Origin of the sequence: Halomonas sp. TP35 (genome assembly GCF_052375975.1) — a bacterium.
Lineage (GTDB): Bacteria > Pseudomonadota > Gammaproteobacteria > Pseudomonadales > Halomonadaceae > Vreelandella > Vreelandella citrativorans.
Map to the genome: position 1 here is coordinate 83622 of NZ_JBQSUZ010000012.1, position 15753 is coordinate 99374.

A 15753-nucleotide genomic window follows, 5' to 3' on the forward strand; every position below is an offset into this window, starting at 1 on the left:
ACCCATGACTGATTAAAAAGCCAAGGCGCTTAAATGACCGTGCTGCCTATCGCGTCCACCGCACAAGCGTGGACGATTATTCGAGATACCCCGCCATGCTAGATGCAGCCGCCCTTCAAAAAGTGTGCCGTATGTCGCCTGCCAAGGCCGTTTGGTTACTTAGCCTACCGTTGCTGGTGCTGTTCGGCATTAGCCTTCATGTTCAGGGCGGTATTGTTTCCGGGTTTCAGGCACTGCTGGCGCCTTCGTTTGGAAATACCCATGAGGTATTACTCTATTATGCCTGGTGGCCGCGGGTGTGCGTGGCATTGCTGGCTGGCGGCGGTTTGGCGCTGGCGGGTGTGTTGATGCAGCAGGTGCTGAGAAACCCGCTGGCGTCACCCACTACGCTTGGGGTGGCATCGGGTGCTAACCTGGCGTTGCTGGCTACCACGTTGATGGCGCCAGGGCTGCTGGTCATCGGACGTGAGTGGGTGGCGTTAATCGGTGGCGGTTTAGCCGTTGGGCTGGTGTTCGCGCTGACCTGGCGGCGTGGGCTAGCGCCCGTGGTCGTGGTATTGGCTGGGTTGGTGGTTAATCTGTATTTGGGCGCACTTTCGACCGCGCTGTTGCTGTTCAACCATGAGACGCTGGCGGGGCTATTGATTTGGGGGGCGGGGTCGCTTGCCCAGAACGGCTGGAGCGGGGTAGCCACCTTATGGCCCCACCTGGCCATCAGTGCTGTGGCTGCAGGGCTGTTGTTACGCCCACTGGCCGTGTTGGAACTTGACGATGCCAGCGCCAAGAGCCTGGGTATCTCGCTTAAATATCTGCGTTTTGCTGGCCTCGGGCTTGCGGTGTTTATTACCGGCAGCGTGGTCAGCGTTGTCGGCATTATTGGCTTTATTGGCTTGGCGGCGCCCAATATTGTGCGCATGGCCGGGGCACGCCGATTAGGCAGCCGCATACTCTGGTCGACGCTGCTGGGCGCGGTACTGCTGGCGACCACGGATCTTCTACTACAGCGCTTTTCGGGCATGCTGACGACGCTGGTTCCCACCGGCGCCATTACCGGCGCGCTGGGTGCACCGCTGCTTTTATGGCTCATTCCTCGACTGAAGCTTCAGGGGGACAGGCCTCTGCAACCCCCGGGGATGTTGGTAAGCCGTCATCCAACGCCGTACCGCTTGGCGATGGGGCTTTTAATCGCGTTATTAATGGCAGCGTGCTTAGGGCTTCTATCAGGCCAGGGTGCCAACGGCTGGGAGTGGGTTAGTCCGGCCCACTGGCAGGTGATGGAGTGGCGCCTGCCCCGAGTCATCGCCGCGGCAGCCAGTGGCTTGATGTTAGCCATCGCCGGAACAGTGCTTCAACGCCTTTCCGCTAACCCTATGGCAAGCCCCGAAGTGCTGGGTATCAGTGGGGGCTGCACGATTGCGTTGGTCCTGGGCATTTACGTGCTGCCTGCACCGAGCAACGCAGCGCTGATCGGCATTGGAACCCTGGGGGCGTTGACTACGCTGGCCGTGCTAGTGATCTTGAATCGCCGTAGTGGCTTTGTGCCCGAGCGGCTGTTGCTTAGCGGCGTTGCGATTGGCGCACTGTTTGATGCGGTGCGTAGCGTGCTGCTGGCGGGCGGCGACCCGCGGGGGCAGCAGGTTATTGCCTGGCTGGCGGGCTCTACGTATTACGTGGATGTGACCAGCTCGGTGGTCGTGGGAAGTATCGCCGCTGTGCTGGCAGTGATAACCCTTCCCTTTGCCCGCTGGCTCGACATCCTGCCGCTGGGTGCGCCGATGGCCCAAGCGCTGGGTGTTTCACTGAATCGAGCAAGGTTGGGGCTGTTGTTGCTGGTGGCACTGTTAACCGCGTGTGCCACGCTGGTCGTTGGGCCGCTCTCGTTTATCGGCCTACTGGCACCGCACATGGCGCGTTTGGTGGGTTTTTCCCGCGCTCGGCAGCAACTGGTTGGCGCCGCACTGATCGGAATGTTGCTCATGGTGCTGGCCGACTGGGTCGGCCGCCAGATTATGTTTCCGTATGAGATCCCCGCAGGCCTTGTTGCCTCGTTGATTGGCGGCGCCTACTTTATGTGGGGCCTGCGGCGTTTATGAGGCTTACGCGCTTAAGCGTTACCCCTAAGTGCGTTGTTTGAAGTAAACAGCCATCACGTCGAGTACCTTTTCGATATCGGCATCAGCGATATCGCGGTGCACGACAAGACGCGTGGCGTATAGAAGCTCAATTAAAATATCGTGCTGTTTAAGCCATGTTGCAAGAGGCTGAAGGTGCTCTTCCGAAATGTGTACAAACAGCATGTTAGTGGCTTGAGACGTCACCTCTATGCCCGGAAGCAGGGCCAGGCCTTCGGCCAAGCGTGCTGCGCGGCGGTGGTCGTCGGCCAGGTCCTGAATATTGTTATCTAACGCATACTGGCAGGCGGCGGCTATTATTCCTGCCTGGCGCATACCTCCTCCCGCTACCTTGCGCCAGCGGCGGGCGCGCTCGATAAAGTCTCGTGGACCTACCAACGCCGAGCCGATCGGTGCGCCCATCCCTTTTGAAAAGCACAATGAAACGCTATCAAAGGGGCGGCATAGCTGTTCAAGCGGCACCTGGCTTGCAACGGCCGCATTAAAAAGCCGCGCGCCGTCCAGGTGCGTTGCCAAACCTCGTGAACGGGCAAGCTCGGTGGCTTGATGAACGTAGGTTTCGGGTAGCACTTTACCGGCAATGGTATTTTCCAACGCCAAAAGACGCGTGCGGGAAAAGTGAACATCATCGGCTTTAATCGCCGCGCTGATTTTCTCTAATGGCAGGCTGCCATCACTGGCATTTTCAATTGGCTGTGGCTGAATACTGCCCAACACCGCAGCGCCGCCCCCTTCATAACGATAGGTGTGGGCTGACTGCCCAACGATATACTCATCACCTCGCTCGCAATGCGCCATCAGTCCCACCAGGTTGCTTTGGGTGCCGCTTGGAAACAGCAGTGCCGCCTGCTTGCCGGTTAAGGTGGCAAGGTGCTCCTGAAACGCATTGACCGTTGGATCATCGCCCCAGACATCGTCACCAAGGGGCGCACTCATCATGGCTTCTAGCATGGCGGCATCGGGTCGGGTGACCGTGTCGCTGCGTAAATCGATCATAAAGATTTCCTTTATAAATAAGTGATTTCTACGTTAACCCACTATGGTTAAAGCTATCGATAAAAACGTTGCAAGGGGAGCATGATGGATCTTAAAAGCGGCTATCCGTTTTGGGCGGTAAAGAACGGTCTATTGGCTACTTTCCCACAGCTAACCCATGACCATCAATGCGAGGTGGCCGTCATCGGCGGCGGCATAACCGGGGCGCTGATTGCCAATGAACTAAGTCAGCATGGCCATCACGTGGTGGTGGTTGAGCGCCGTGATATAGGCTGGGGAAGCACGGCCGCCAGTACCGCACTGCTGCAGTATGAAATTGATACCCATATGACCGAGCTTGCCGAGCGTTACGGCGAGGCAAACGCGGTGCTTGCCTATCGGGCGTGTGCCGAATCAATTTTTGAGCTTGAAGCCTTGGCGCTTGAGCTGGAGGATGTGGAGTTTGAGCGTCAGCAAAGCCTCTATTATGCAAGCAGTGGGGAAGACGTAGCGTCGTTAAAAGAGGAACTTTTGCTGCGTCAGAAACATGGTTTTAAGGCCAGTTGGCTTGAGCGGGCAACGCTTTTGGAACGCTACGGCTTTGATGCGCCAGGCGCTATTTTAACCGAGCTTGCAGCACGCATGGACCCTTATCGAATGGCCTATCAGCTGTTTGGCAAGATAACCACGCGGGGCAGCAAGGTATACGACCGTACCAAGGTTGAGCGCATGACCCGGCACGGTGAGTATATAGCGCTTACGTTGACGAACGGCGCAACGCTCAACTGCCAGCAGGTCGTGGTGGCCGCAGGCTATGAGTCTCAAGCGTGGCTGCCTGAGCCGGTGGCTAAAAACCGGAGCAGCTATGCATTCATTACTGACCCGCTAACGCCTGACATGCTGGGCGAGCTTAAACATACCCTCGTCTGGGAGTCTGCGCGGCCCTATCTTTACCTGCGCACTACTCAAGAGGGGCGGCTGCTGGTGGGCGGTGATGATGATGAGCAGGATATACCCAAGCGCCGCGATGAACGAGTGCTGGAAAAAGCCCAAGGGTTGGCAGATAAGATCAAGATGCTCTGGCCGTCGTTAACGATTAACCCTACCTTTAGTTGGGCGGGCACGTTTGCCGAAACATGCGACGGGCTGCCTTATTTTGGTCCTCATGATTCCCATGGGCCAAACGTGCACTTTGCCATGGCGTACGGCGGAAACGGCATTAGTTACAGCATGATAGGGGCCAAGCTGCTGCGCGCTTTAATTGAAGGAAAACCGCATCCGCTGGCAGAGTTATTTTCGTTTAAACGCCACATTTAAGCCACGTAACGGGCTATGTGATATTGCCACCTCACATTGCCGCTACACGATGAGGGCAGCGCCCATGAACCACTTGCTATTTTTACGTGCCCTTGAGCGTGGCGACCTGCGCTTTGTACATGAACTCAATAATAATCAAAGTATTATGTCGTACTGGTTTGAGGAGCCATACGAATCATTTGATGAGCTGGAGGAGCTTTATAACAAACATATTCATGATAATGCCGAGCGACGTTTTGTAGCGGAAGATAGCACCGGCACGGCGATTGGCTTGGTGGAACTGATTGAAATTGACTACATCCATCGCAGCGCAGAATTCCAAATCATTATTACCCCGGATCATCAGGGAAAAGGGTTTGCACGCTCGCTGATCCGCCAAGCCTTACATTACTCGTTTACCATTTTGAACCTTCATAAGGTATATCTCATCGTCGCAGTGGAGAACGTTAAGGCGATTCATCTTTATGAAGAGAGCGGGTTCATCGAAGAAGGCCACCTGGTTCAGGAGTTCTTTATCAACGGCAAATACCGGGACGTAAAGCGAATGTATATCCTGCAGGACGCTTATTTGGCAGTGCTTGAAAGCGACGCTACCTAGTGGCTGATGGGTGGTTTGAATCGACTACTCATGTACAAAAAAATAACGCCTCCAAGGGGAGGCGTTGATAGGGATAAATAGCAGCAGGCTTTAGCAATCGCAAATATAAGCGGCAAAGGCATCAAACGCTGCGCGCTGCGCAAGCGCGTGCTGTGCCCATACTTCCATAATGTCCGCATTAGTGGCCGGGTACTGAGTCATTGAGTGTTGCATAGCATGCACTCCTGTTAGCAGGGGAGTTAACAACGGTTCTTGTTATGAGGATTTTTGGTTGTGCGTCGCAGCATTGGCTGCGGCGGAGGATAGTAGGCGCTTTTGAGGGTTGATGCTAGTCCTAACGTTGTAGGTAAAAGACGATGGGCTGTAAGTAATGGCTTACAGATTGAGTAGATGAGTGCTTACATTGTTGAATGAAAAAGGTTTTCACAAGCAATATAAAAAAGCCTCAGGGTGGCATGAGTTGGATATTTTTTAGCAGTTCGCTGGTGAGCTAGTGTGTAATTCCCAAAAGCTAAAGCCCATGGCCACATGTCTGGCTTTAAAGCGCCGTCACCGCCCCTCCGTGAGCCTTTACACCTGGAGTAGCTCGCAGCTCCCCATTAAGCGCTGTCTTGGCTAGCGCATGAGCTTTTACAGTTATTTTTGGGTCTATTGGTTAGCTATGGGCCATCATGCACCATTTTATGGGGCATGATTAATAGTTGTGCTGCTTATATTTGCTGCGCTGCACTCTGTGCTCAACCGTTTGTTTTAATAGTTTTTTGCTTTTCGGTTGAGACGAAAGTCTATGTCCTGTGTGATTAAAACTTTGGTCTCAATTTAAGCAATAAGCCTTGCGACACTCGGTACTTGGCAATAATGTTTATTTGTATGATGTATGACGATAAGCCGTGATAGCGCTGTGTGTGAGAGACGACTCTGCTCTCAAGGTTTTAACTAATAACTTATTAGCTTGTGAAATGAGTTGATGTGGCTGTATTCGCAGGTTTGTGAAAGATGCTTAATTTTCGTAAAGATAGGGTACTGAATCGAATGGCAGTGGCAGCCGTTGGAACAGCTTTTTGATAGTGCCAACGAATAAGTATCTTCAAACCGATAAAATCAACAATGAACGCAAAAGGTGAATTTATGTTGCTATCAAAGAAAACAATGATGGGCGTTGGCTCTGCTGGCTTGATTGCAGCATTAGCTATGCACTCCGGCATTGCCATGGCACAAGAGGCCCAGATGCGTGGCAATATCCGAGTCGTAATTGGCTCTACTTCTACCGGTGGCGACACTTACCAAAACGCCAGCATCGTTGTTGATCGTCTAGCCGAGCATCTCGGCTTAAATATGAAGGTTGATGCCGTAGGCGCAAGCTCAGCGTTTCGCACACTGGATAGGGATTCTCGGGGCAATACCCTGATGATTTTTCATGATCAATCCTATCTTGGTCATCTCTATGGCGTGCAAGGCTATGACGATATCTTTGAAAAGTACACGATTGGGCCGACTATCGCGATCAACCCCGGCAACGCCTATCTCGTGGCCAAAGACTCTCCTTATGAAACCCTAGACGATATCATTGAGGCGGTAGGTAACGGCGAAACCGTGCGCGTAGCGATCCAGCCTGGCGGCGTTTCCGAGATCGGCTTCAGTGCATTGAAAAATGCCATTGCTATTGAGCACCCCGGACAGGAAGACAATCTGGTAGCCGTTAATACAGGCTCTCAGTCTGATAAAAACCAGCAGCTGTTTGATGGTCAAGCCGATGTCATTAATGGCAGTGTCCAAGCCAATGAGCAATACACCCGTTTACCCGAAGATGATCAGAAAGCCATGCGCTTTGTATGGTTGACAGCACGCCAAGGCACTATCGAGCAGGCGTTGGAAGAGGGTCTTGGCCAGACGACCCGCGAGCAACTTCTTGAATACGTCGAGCCTAATGTGGATGTCACCATGGGTGAAGACGAAAACTTTACCTTCGATAAAGAGTTCTTCTTCCTTTACAACAAAGAGATGGACCAAGGTATCGTAGATCAGATTGATGAGGCGCTTGCTGCAATATATGACGAAGGCAGCATTCAGGAAGCGCAGTTAAATGCGTTCTTTATTCCTGACTTCAACCCCTCAGAAGAGGCTTCTGAATACCTCCAAGAGAAAATGACTCGCTACGAAGAAATCATTAGCAACATCAACTAAGCGGGTAGGCGCTAGTAGCTTGTTACTAGCGCCTATCCATGCGCTGAGCATGGGTATGGGGCCAAGCGTATATACCTTACTTATACGCACGCTGCGTTAATACTTCTGGAGTAAATATGGAGTCAGGGCTGTTTAGTGTTTCGATAGATTTCGAGACTTCACACTTATTCTTTCCCACTATTATTCACTGGATTCTGGGTGGGCTGTTTGCCTTGATTTTAATAACCAAAGTAGCCCCCTTTATGGTTGCGGTTAAGCGAGGAGAGCGCACTTTACCCATTATTGGCGAATCAAGAGACAATTTTCGTTTCTTCGGCACCTTTGCTTTGATAGCCGCGTACTTTTATCTAATGGCGGTTGTCGGTGATCTGTTCCCCTATACGGGCTATGGCTTTCTGTTTGTCTCAATAGCTTTTGTACTTCTCATGTCGCTGCTTTATCTGCATGAGTGGACGAAAAAAGCCCTCGTTATTGTCGTCATCAATGCTGTTGTTGCGCCAACGCTAGCCTGGTTTGTGCTCGCCAAGCTATTCACCATCACACTGCCATAACCAACGCGAGTACCGCCATGGAATTTTTGTCAGTTCTCGATTTTACTTTTTTTCTACTCGTTGGATTTGGCACCCTTGTAGGTATCATTTTCGGCGCGATCCCAGGCATGACGGCTACCATGGCCGTCGCTGTCTGTCTGCCGCTTACCTATGCTTTGGGGTTGAACCATGGCTTGGCACTGTTGCTGGGCCTCTATGTGGGCGGAATTTCAGGCGGTATGGTACCAGCGGTACTTCTGAATATCCCCGGTACGCCTTCTTCGATAACCACCACCTTCGACGGCTATCCTATGGCGCGTAAAGGGGAGGGTGAAAAGGCATTGCGCATTTGTGTCATTGCCTCTGTCATTGGCGGGCTTATTAGCGCAGCCGTACTGTTCCTGTTTGCGCCACTGCTGGCGGATTTTTCGATCAAATTCTCTTATGTAGAGAAGTTCCTGATTATCTTGCTGGCATTGAGCGTTATTGCCTCTCTTTCAAATAGCATGCTGATCGGTATATTTAGCGGCGTCATTGGCGTCTGGCTAAGCCTTATTGGCGATTACAGCATTTCTGACGGTGGTAATGGCCATACGCGGCTGATGTTCGACTTCATGGAACCTTACCTGTTTGAAGGCTTCTCGCTGTTACCGGTGCTAATCGGCATTTTCGGTATTTCCACCATTTTGCTGGAGGCTGAAAAAGGCGTAAAACGCGATGTCGCTGGGCAACGTATTAAAATTGGTAAAGAAGGTGGGTTTTCGCTGTCTATCTTTAAGGGCAGCCTGACCAATCTGACACGCTCTTCTTTTATTGGCACTTTTGTGGGGATGTTGCCGGGCGTGGGTGGCAGTGCTGCTTCCGTTCTCGCCTATACCCAAGAGAAAAACCTGGCACGTAACTCGTCTCAGATGGGCAAAGGAGCGCCACAAGGGTTAATCGCCTCGGAGTCTGCTAATAACGCGCTGACCGGTGGTGCGCTCATCCCCCTGCTCTCGCTTGGCATTCCAGGTGATGCTACCACGGCAGTACTGATTGGCGCCTTTACGCTACAGGGAATACAGGTCGGGCCTCTGTTCATCCCGGAAAATCATGAAACATGGTACGTCATGATGACGGCTTTGGTGCTTGCCAATTTCGTGATGTTCTTTTTGATGTTCTTTGCCATCAAGTACATTGCCAAAGTGGTAATGGTACCCAAACATATTCTCTATCCCATTATTGTGATGATGTGCGTAGTGGGCGCTTACGCCATTAATTACGGCATCATGTTCGATGTTTGGACTCTGCTTATCTTTGGCGTTCTGGGGTATTTGATTCAGAAAATCGGCCTTGAAATAGCGCCACTGATCATCGGCTTTATTCTGGGAAGTCAGGCCGAGGTATATTTTGTAAAAAGCCTTGAATCCTTTGGCACCTACTCGGTCTTCTTCACTAAAAGCCCGATTGCTATGGTGCTATGGGGATTGATCGCTGCCTCTGTGGTGTTTGCAATCATCATGGGCATCAGGTCTCGTGCTCGCCAAAAGATGGAGCTAAGCCAAGCCTCGGGCCCGCACACCGTTTCAGGAAAACACCATGGCTCAAACAATGACTAATTCGCGCGTAATAAAAGTACATCCGAACGATAATGTTGCCATTGTGATTGAGCAGGGCGGGTTGGCTGAAGGTGTGAGTATCAGCGAGGGGTGTACTACCTTGATGCCTATTCCGCAGGGTCACAAGGTGGCATTGACAGCGATTGCCCAGGATAGCCCAGTGATTCGCTATAACGAGGTAATCGGCACCGCCGTGGTTGCTATCGAGCGTGGCGGCCACGTCAATGAAACCAATGTACGCCTGCCGACGGCCCCAGGCCTTGGCGAGCTCTCGTTGGCCACGCGACAGGCGTCAGCTTCCGAACCGCTCGAAGGCTATACCTTCGAAGGGTTTCGCAATCCGGACGGCGGCGTGGGCACCAAGAACGTACTGGGGATTACCACCAGCGTTCAGTGCGTGGCCGGCACCGTGGATTATGTAGTCAGTCGTATCAAGCGTGAATTGCTGCCACGCTTTCCCAATGTTGATGATGTGGTCGGGCTCAACCATAGCTATGGCTGCGGCGTGGCGATCAACGCACCGGCGGCGATTGTGCCTATTCGTACGCTAAAAAATATTGCGCTGAACCCCAACTTCGGTAACGAGATCATGGTGATCGGATTGGGTTGCGAAAAGCTTCAACCCTCGACACTGCTCGAAGATCGCCCGGTCAAAATCTATGAAAACAGCGAAGCCGCCGATCCGGAAGCCAACGTACTGAGCCTTCAGGATGAGAGCTTTGAAGGGTTTGGTGACATGGTCGACGGCATTTTAGCCATGGCCGAGCGCCATTTGGAACGGCTCAACAAGCGCAGCCGTGAGACCTGTCCTGCATCTGATCTTGTGGTAGGTATGCAGTGTGGAGGAAGTGATGCTTTCTCTGGCGTCACTGCGAACCCAGCCGTCGGCTTTGCTACTGATCTGATCGTAAGAGCTGGCGGTAGCGTGATGTTCTCTGAAGTCACGGAAGTGCGCGATGCCATCCACTTGCTAACGCCGCGAGCTATTAACAAGGAAGTGGGAAAAGCGCTGATTGAACAGATGGCTTGGTACGATGATTACCTCTCTCAAGGACAGGCTGATCGTAGTGCCAACCCCTCGCCTGGCAACAAGAAAGGCGGGTTAAGTAATGTCGTTGAAAAGGCGCTTGGCTCGGTGATTAAGTCGGGTAACTCGCCCATTGTGGATGTGATTGGTCCTGGTGAGCGCTTACGGCGTAAAGGGCTCACCTTTGCAGCTACACCGGCGAGCGACTTTATTTGTGGGACTCTGCAATTGGCTGCAGGCATGAACATGCAGGTGTTCACCACAGGCCGTGGAACGCCCTATGGTTTGGCAATGGTGCCGGTGCTAAAGGTCTCCACTAATTCACAGTTAGGAAGACGTTGGCACGACATTATCGATTTGGACGCCGGTCGCATCGCCACGGGTGATGCCAGCATTGAAGACGTTGGATGGGAGCTTTTTCATCTGATTCTCGATGTGGCGAGTGGGCGCAAGCAAGCCGCTGCTGATCGATTGGGTATCCATAACGATCTAGTGTTATTTAATCCTGCACCTGTGACATGAGTGTGGAAAAGACATCCTGGCTGGACTAATAGTACAAGAGGTTAGTGATTTATGTTCCCGAGAATTAAATCCATGAGCGTCGTTCCTGTTGCTGGCTACGATGGGTTTTTGCTCAACTTGAGCGGCGGCCATGCACCATGGTTTATCCGTTGCGTTGTCATTCTTGAAGATGACGCCGGTAATAAAGGGGTAGGTGAAATTCCTTCTAGTGCCGGTATTCTTAAGGGTTTGGAACAGTGCCGGGGTATCGTTGAAGGGTCGCGCATCAACAATATCAAACAAACCCTCAATAACACGCGCTTGGCCTTGGCCAAAAATGGCCGTGAAGAGCGCGGTCGCCAGACGTTTGATCTACGAGTCGCTGTTCACGTTATTACGGGTATCGAGTCCGCATTGTTAGACCTTTATGGCCAAACGTTGCAGCTGCCTGTCGCCGATTTGTTAGGGCAATATGGTCGCCAGCGCGATGAGGTAGAGGCTTTAGGTTATTTGTTTTTACTTGGAGATCCTGGCAAAACCGATCTCCCATATCCTCAAACATCAGACCCTAAAGATGCGTGGGATGAAGTTCGCTATCAGGAAGCGCTAACGCCTGACGCCGTGGCGAGCTTGGCTAAGGCTGCCTATGAGCGTTACGGATTCAAGGATTTCAAACTTAAAGGCGGTGTGCTGCGCGGTGAAGAAGAAGCTGACTGCATTCGCGCCCTTTATGAAGCCTTCCCGGAGGCGCGCTTGACGTTGGATCCCAACGGCGCATGGAAGCTTGATGAGGCGGTGCGTGTTCTGGACCCGATCAAGCACCTGCTTAGCTATGCAGAAGATCCTTGCGGTCAGGAAGAAAGCTACTCAGGCCGTGAAACCATGGCTGAGTTCAAGAAGCGTACAGGCCTGCCCACAGCAACAAACATGATTGCGACCGACTTTAAGCAATTGCAGTACGCCGTACAGCTTAATGCTGTGGATATTCCGCTTGCTGATTGCCATTTCTGGACCATGCAAGGAGCGGTCATGGTTGGCGAATTATGCCACGAGTGGGGTATGACTTGGGGCTCGCACAGCAATAACCATTTTGATATTTCTCTTGCGATGATGACGCATGTAGCGGCCGCCTGCCCAGGAGAGATTACGGCGATTGATACCCACTGGATCTGGCAGGATGGGCAACGTATTACGAAAAATCCGTTTTTAATTCGAGATGGAAAAATTAAGGTTCCTACCACACCTGGCTTAGGAATTGAATTGGATGACGATAAGCTTATGGAAGCACATCGTCTTTATAAAACCTTGGATGTCACGCAACGAAATGATGCCATGGCTATGCAGTTCCTTGTTCCTGATTGGAAGTTTGATCCTAAACGCCCAGCATTGGTTCGTTAAATGAACTGTAAGTTTTGTATGCTAGCCGAGGGGAAGTTTTTTCTTGCGCTTTCATTAATTATAGTTTACTTGTTTGTATAAGAGAGAATTGATATTTCCAAGTTTACTGCCTATTAATCAGCGTGATTTTGCTTTTAATTTGCAGTTTACTTGGCGTATTACATCAGGTCGTAATTAATGACTTTGCACAGTTTGTGTAGCATAGCCAAACTTCCTGTTACTGTTGCCATTGTCGTGTATCACTTTGATCGGTGCGAGTACAGACAGAGCAAACAATTTGGCTAAGTCTGGACTATAGTCGTATGTTCAACGAATTCAACCCACGCTACGTTATGGTTGTATGATTAAATACATATGACGTTTGAGGCGGCATACTAATTAATACCGAGATTTGACATAACTATAAAATTAACAGCTTGGAGCAGATGTCATGATAAATATCAAAAGCTTATTTGTAGGTGCTGCGTCTGTATCGCTGATCGTAGCCGGTAATGTCGCTTTAGCTAATGAATTTCAAGGGCCTGTTAGGATCGTTGTTCCGTTTGCTCCTGGAGGCACCTCAGATATTCTTGCACGCTACATTGCGCCAGAACTCTCCGAAGCCATTGGTCAACCCGTCATTGTCGAAAATAAGGCGGGGGCAGGGGGGAATATTGGCGCGGACTATGTGGCTAAAGCAAACCCTAACGGGCATACGCTTTTACTTTCGGATCTGACTGCACTACTAGCTGCGCCCAGCGTACTTGATAATGTTGCTTATGATATTGAAAGCGACTTGTCGCCTGTGACGATGGTTTCTTATTCGCCTTATGTGTTAGGCATGTCACAGCAGCATAATTTTGAAAGCTTTGATGATCTGGTCGAGTATTCTCGCAATAATCCTGGTGATATTGCCGTCGCAACATCCGGTGTAGGAGCAAATAATCATATTACTACCGAGCGATTAATCCAGGATTTAGGGCTTGATTGGACGGTCATTGCTTATCGAGGTGGGTCTGATGCTACACGTGCCGTAGTGTCTGGTGAAAGTGATATGTTACTGAACGGTACAACAGCTTCCCTTCCTTTTGTTTTAAATGATCAAATGAATGCGCTAGCAGTAACTGGAGAAGAGCGGTTAGAGGAGCTCCCTGATACGCCAACGTTTCGTGAGCTAGGACTTCCGGGGGAGCTTGATGGAACCTATCAAGGTATTTTGGTAACAGCAGGCAGTCCGCCAGAAGTAGTTGAACGCCTTCAGAAAGAGCTTGCTGATATACTGGCGACTGAAGATTTACAAGCAAAAATTGCCCAACAAGGCGGCCAGGCTCGACCTTCTGAAACCTCTGCTCAGTTACAGGAATGGATGACCGAACAAATGGCAGAGTTAACTGAGTTTATTGCTGGATCTGATATTAAACAATAATTGTTAGCTATTAAGAAGTTTAAATATAAAAATAGAATCCTGCTCTTTGGAGCAGGACTCTCGTTGCCCAAGAAAAGAGAAAAGAAGGATGAGAGTACTCACCAATAGAGATTTTTTGGCAGGGTTAATGTGCCTTGTATTGTCGATATGTGTACTTTGGCAGGCGCAAGACTATAGTTTAGGAACTTTGAGAAATATGGGGCCTGGATATTTGCCAAGAGTCTTGGGCTACTTTCTTGGTGCGCTTGGTGTTCTGATAATGGCTTTTTCAGCCAAGACAGCGACTGATTTTCCGAAAATTAACGTTAGAGCGTTAGTTTGTATTACTACAGGCATCGTTGTGTTTGCTTCCTTAATGAACCCCGCTGGGCTATTCATTTCAACAGTTACGCTTGTTTTTTTGTGCGGTTTAAGTGAGAAAAAGTTCAAGCCAGTAAGGTTGGCTTTGATATCACTTGCATTATGCCTAATGTCGTATCTAATCTTTATACTGGGGCTTAATATGCCAATTCGCCTTTTTCCTTGGAGTTTCTAATGGAAATTATAAATAATTTGGCACTTGGTATATCCGTTGCTTTTACCCTTGAAAACCTTATGTATTGCGCTTTGGGCGTAACGATTGGAATGTTTATTGGGGTTATCCCAGGTGTTGGCCACCTCGCTGCTATTTCGATGCTCTTGCCCTTAACATATTATGTACCCGCTACAACGGCGCTCGTAATGTTAGCTGGCATTTATTATGGGGCACAGTATGGTGGGTCCACGGCGGCAATTCTCCTGAATTTGCCTGGTACACCGTCTTCGTCTGTCATCTGTTTGGACGGCTATCCCATGTCGAAAAATGGGCGGGCTGGTGTTGCGCTTTTTATGACGACGATTGCATCGTTTGTAGGTAGCTTTATTACAGTAATTGTACTGGCTGCTTTTGCACCACCTTTGGCAAATTTTGCCGTTGCTTTTAATTCGGCAGATTATTTTGCCATGATGTTGCTTGGACTCGTGGCTGCTGCAATTCTAGTGCAGGGATCGCCTGCTAAGGGGTTAGCAGCAGTCGTGTTCGGTCTTATGTTAGGGATGGTAGGTACTGACGTAAGTACTGGTATTCAACGATACACGTTTGGGCTTACCTTTCTCTATGATGGTATCAATATTGTAGCCATTGCTATGGGCATTTTTGGTGTTACAGAAGTCATTGCAAATGTTGGTAAAGTGGCCCAGATAAAAAATGATCAAAAAATCACGTTTCGTTCACTTCTACCAACGAAGCGCGATGTTAAAGATAGTGTATTCCCTATATTAAGAGGTACTGGAATAGGTACCGGGATTGGCATATTGCCAGGAACGGGCACGTCAATAGGGTCTTTTATAGCCTATGCCTTGGAAAAAAGAATTTCTAAGGACCCTTCCAAATTCGGCAAAGGGGCGATAGAAGGTATTACTGCGCCTGAAAGTGCAAATAATGCAGCAGCTCAATCTGCTTTTATACCTACTTTAACCTTGGGCATTCCCGGTGATGCAGTTATGGCTCTTATGCTGGGCGCGCTTTTAATCCACGGTATCACGCCAGGGCCTAATGTTATTTCAGATAACCCTGATTTATTTTGGGGGTTAGTTGTTAGCTTTTTAATTGGTAATTTACTTCTTTTGATACTTAATATTCCTATGGTGGGGTTATGGGTTCGCTTGTTGAAAATACCTTATCCTATACTTTATCCCGCAATTATTCTGTTTATTGTGATTGGTGTTTATAGTATTAATTATGCCAATATGGATATTATGCTAGTGGCTATGTTTGGCGTTATTGGATGCGTGTTATTAATCTTGGGTTTTGAGCCAGCGCCATTGCTCCTCGGGTATATTTTGGGGCCGATGATGGAAGAAAACTTTCGGCGTGCCATGTTGATAAGCCGGGGAGATTTGATGGTGTTTTTAGAAAGACCTGTTAGCGCAACCTTTTTTGCGTTAATAGCGCTTTTTTTATGTTGGTCAATCTATTCAGCAATTAAGCAAAGGCGTAGCCCAGTTGAGGGTGAGCTTTAGCGTTTTAAACTAATTCTTAAAAAGCTGTTTTTAACCTTGGGAAGTTTT

Annotated in this window: 13 protein-coding genes; 11 read left to right on the forward strand and 2 right to left on the reverse strand. The window is 49.9% G+C overall.

Annotated elements, in window-relative coordinates; all coding sequences use genetic code 11:
* Nucleotides 1-95 precede the first annotated feature (95 nt).
* Nucleotides 96-2093 carry a Fe(3+)-hydroxamate ABC transporter permease FhuB gene (fhuB, locus tag ACT3RU_RS13740; RefSeq protein WP_192526655.1) on the forward strand — a complete coding sequence of 666 codons (1998 nt, stop codon included), beginning with the start codon at nt 96-98 and terminating at the stop codon, nt 2091-2093.
* A 24-nt stretch (nt 2094-2117) separates the two neighbouring features.
* Here fhuB and ltaE read toward each other — a convergent pair whose 3' ends face one another.
* Nucleotides 2118-3128, reverse strand: a complete 1011-nt coding sequence (ltaE, locus tag ACT3RU_RS13745; RefSeq protein WP_192526656.1) for a low-specificity L-threonine aldolase — start codon at nt 3126-3128, stop codon at nt 2118-2120.
* Between the two features lie 84 nt (nt 3129-3212).
* On the opposite strand from ltaE, the gene ACT3RU_RS13750 reads away from it, so the two are divergent.
* Together ACT3RU_RS13750 and speG are read left to right on the forward strand one after the other, a co-directional pair.
* Nucleotides 3213-4424 carry an NAD(P)/FAD-dependent oxidoreductase gene (locus ACT3RU_RS13750; RefSeq protein ID WP_192526729.1) on the forward strand — a complete coding sequence of 404 codons (1212 nt, stop codon included), beginning with the start codon at nt 3213-3215 and terminating at the stop codon, nt 4422-4424.
* Nucleotides 4425-4488: 64 nt separating this feature from the next.
* Complete coding sequence (gene speG, locus ACT3RU_RS13755; RefSeq protein WP_192526657.1) at nt 4489-5022, forward strand: spermidine N1-acetyltransferase; 534 nt, start codon at nt 4489-4491, stop codon at nt 5020-5022.
* Between the two features lie 90 nt (nt 5023-5112).
* Here the strand turns inward: speG and ACT3RU_RS13760 are convergent, their stop codons facing one another.
* Nucleotides 5113-5235 (reverse strand): hypothetical protein, encoded by a 123-nt coding sequence (locus ACT3RU_RS13760; protein ID WP_254908591.1) that lies wholly within the window; start codon nt 5233-5235, stop codon nt 5113-5115.
* 915 nt (nt 5236-6150) lie between these two features.
* Between ACT3RU_RS13760 and ACT3RU_RS13765 the strand changes: the two genes are divergently transcribed.
* From ACT3RU_RS13765 to ACT3RU_RS13800, 8 genes are all read left to right on the forward strand, one after another.
* Nucleotides 6151-7206 (forward strand): type 2 periplasmic-binding domain-containing protein, encoded by a 1056-nt coding sequence (locus tag ACT3RU_RS13765; RefSeq protein WP_192526658.1) that lies wholly within the window; start codon nt 6151-6153, stop codon nt 7204-7206.
* Nucleotides 7207-7322: 116 nt separating this feature from the next.
* Entirely contained in the window at nt 7323-7757 is a 435-nt protein-coding gene (locus ACT3RU_RS13770) for a tripartite tricarboxylate transporter (RefSeq protein WP_087108231.1), read from the forward strand.
* A 17-nt stretch (nt 7758-7774) separates the two neighbouring features.
* Nucleotides 7775-9334, forward strand: a complete 1560-nt coding sequence (locus ACT3RU_RS13775) for a tripartite tricarboxylate transporter permease (protein WP_087108233.1) — start codon at nt 7775-7777, stop codon at nt 9332-9334.
* On the forward strand, nt 9315-10883 hold the full coding sequence (garD, locus tag ACT3RU_RS13780; RefSeq protein WP_192526659.1) for a galactarate dehydratase: 1569 nt from the start codon (nt 9315-9317) through the stop codon (nt 10881-10883). The genes ACT3RU_RS13775 and garD overlap by 20 nt, the downstream gene beginning before the upstream one ends.
* 51 nt (nt 10884-10934) lie before the next feature.
* A complete protein-coding gene (locus ACT3RU_RS13785; RefSeq protein WP_192526660.1) occupies nt 10935-12260 on the forward strand; it encodes an enolase C-terminal domain-like protein in 1326 nt (441 codons plus the stop codon).
* 430 nt (nt 12261-12690) lie between these two features.
* A complete protein-coding gene (locus tag ACT3RU_RS13790) occupies nt 12691-13665 on the forward strand; it encodes a Bug family tripartite tricarboxylate transporter substrate binding protein (protein ID WP_192526661.1) in 975 nt (324 codons plus the stop codon).
* 88 nt (nt 13666-13753) lie between these two features.
* Complete coding sequence (locus tag ACT3RU_RS13795; protein ID WP_192526662.1) at nt 13754-14200, forward strand: tripartite tricarboxylate transporter TctB family protein; 447 nt, start codon at nt 13754-13756, stop codon at nt 14198-14200.
* Nucleotides 14200-15705: a tripartite tricarboxylate transporter permease gene (locus ACT3RU_RS13800; RefSeq protein WP_087108241.1), complete on the forward strand. Its 1506-nt coding sequence runs from the start codon at nt 14200-14202 to the stop codon at nt 15703-15705. The genes ACT3RU_RS13795 and ACT3RU_RS13800 overlap by 1 nt, the downstream gene beginning before the upstream one ends.
* Nucleotides 15706-15753: the final 48 nt, after the last annotated feature.

Coding starts and splice junctions, on each gene's coding strand:
- fhuB (WP_192526655.1), top strand. CDS start 96: ATGCTAGATGCAGCCGCCCTTCAAAAAGTGTGCCGTATGTCGCCTGCC.
- ltaE (WP_192526656.1), bottom strand. CDS start 3,128: ATGATCGATTTACGCAGCGACACGGTCACCCGACCCGATGCCGCCATG.
- ACT3RU_RS13750 (WP_192526729.1), top strand. CDS start 3,213: ATGGATCTTAAAAGCGGCTATCCGTTTTGGGCGGTAAAGAACGGTCTA.
- speG (WP_192526657.1), top strand. CDS start 4,489: ATGAACCACTTGCTATTTTTACGTGCCCTTGAGCGTGGCGACCTGCGC.
- ACT3RU_RS13760 (WP_254908591.1), bottom strand. CDS start 5,235: ATGCAACACTCAATGACTCAGTACCCGGCCACTAATGCGGACATTATG.
- ACT3RU_RS13765 (WP_192526658.1), top strand. CDS start 6,151: ATGTTGCTATCAAAGAAAACAATGATGGGCGTTGGCTCTGCTGGCTTG.
- ACT3RU_RS13770 (WP_087108231.1), top strand. CDS start 7,323: ATGGAGTCAGGGCTGTTTAGTGTTTCGATAGATTTCGAGACTTCACAC.
- ACT3RU_RS13775 (WP_087108233.1), top strand. CDS start 7,775: ATGGAATTTTTGTCAGTTCTCGATTTTACTTTTTTTCTACTCGTTGGA.
- garD (WP_192526659.1), top strand. CDS start 9,315: ATGGCTCAAACAATGACTAATTCGCGCGTAATAAAAGTACATCCGAAC.
- ACT3RU_RS13785 (WP_192526660.1), top strand. CDS start 10,935: ATGTTCCCGAGAATTAAATCCATGAGCGTCGTTCCTGTTGCTGGCTAC.
- ACT3RU_RS13790 (WP_192526661.1), top strand. CDS start 12,691: ATGATAAATATCAAAAGCTTATTTGTAGGTGCTGCGTCTGTATCGCTG.
- ACT3RU_RS13795 (WP_192526662.1), top strand. CDS start 13,754: ATGAGAGTACTCACCAATAGAGATTTTTTGGCAGGGTTAATGTGCCTT.
- ACT3RU_RS13800 (WP_087108241.1), top strand. CDS start 14,200: ATGGAAATTATAAATAATTTGGCACTTGGTATATCCGTTGCTTTTACC.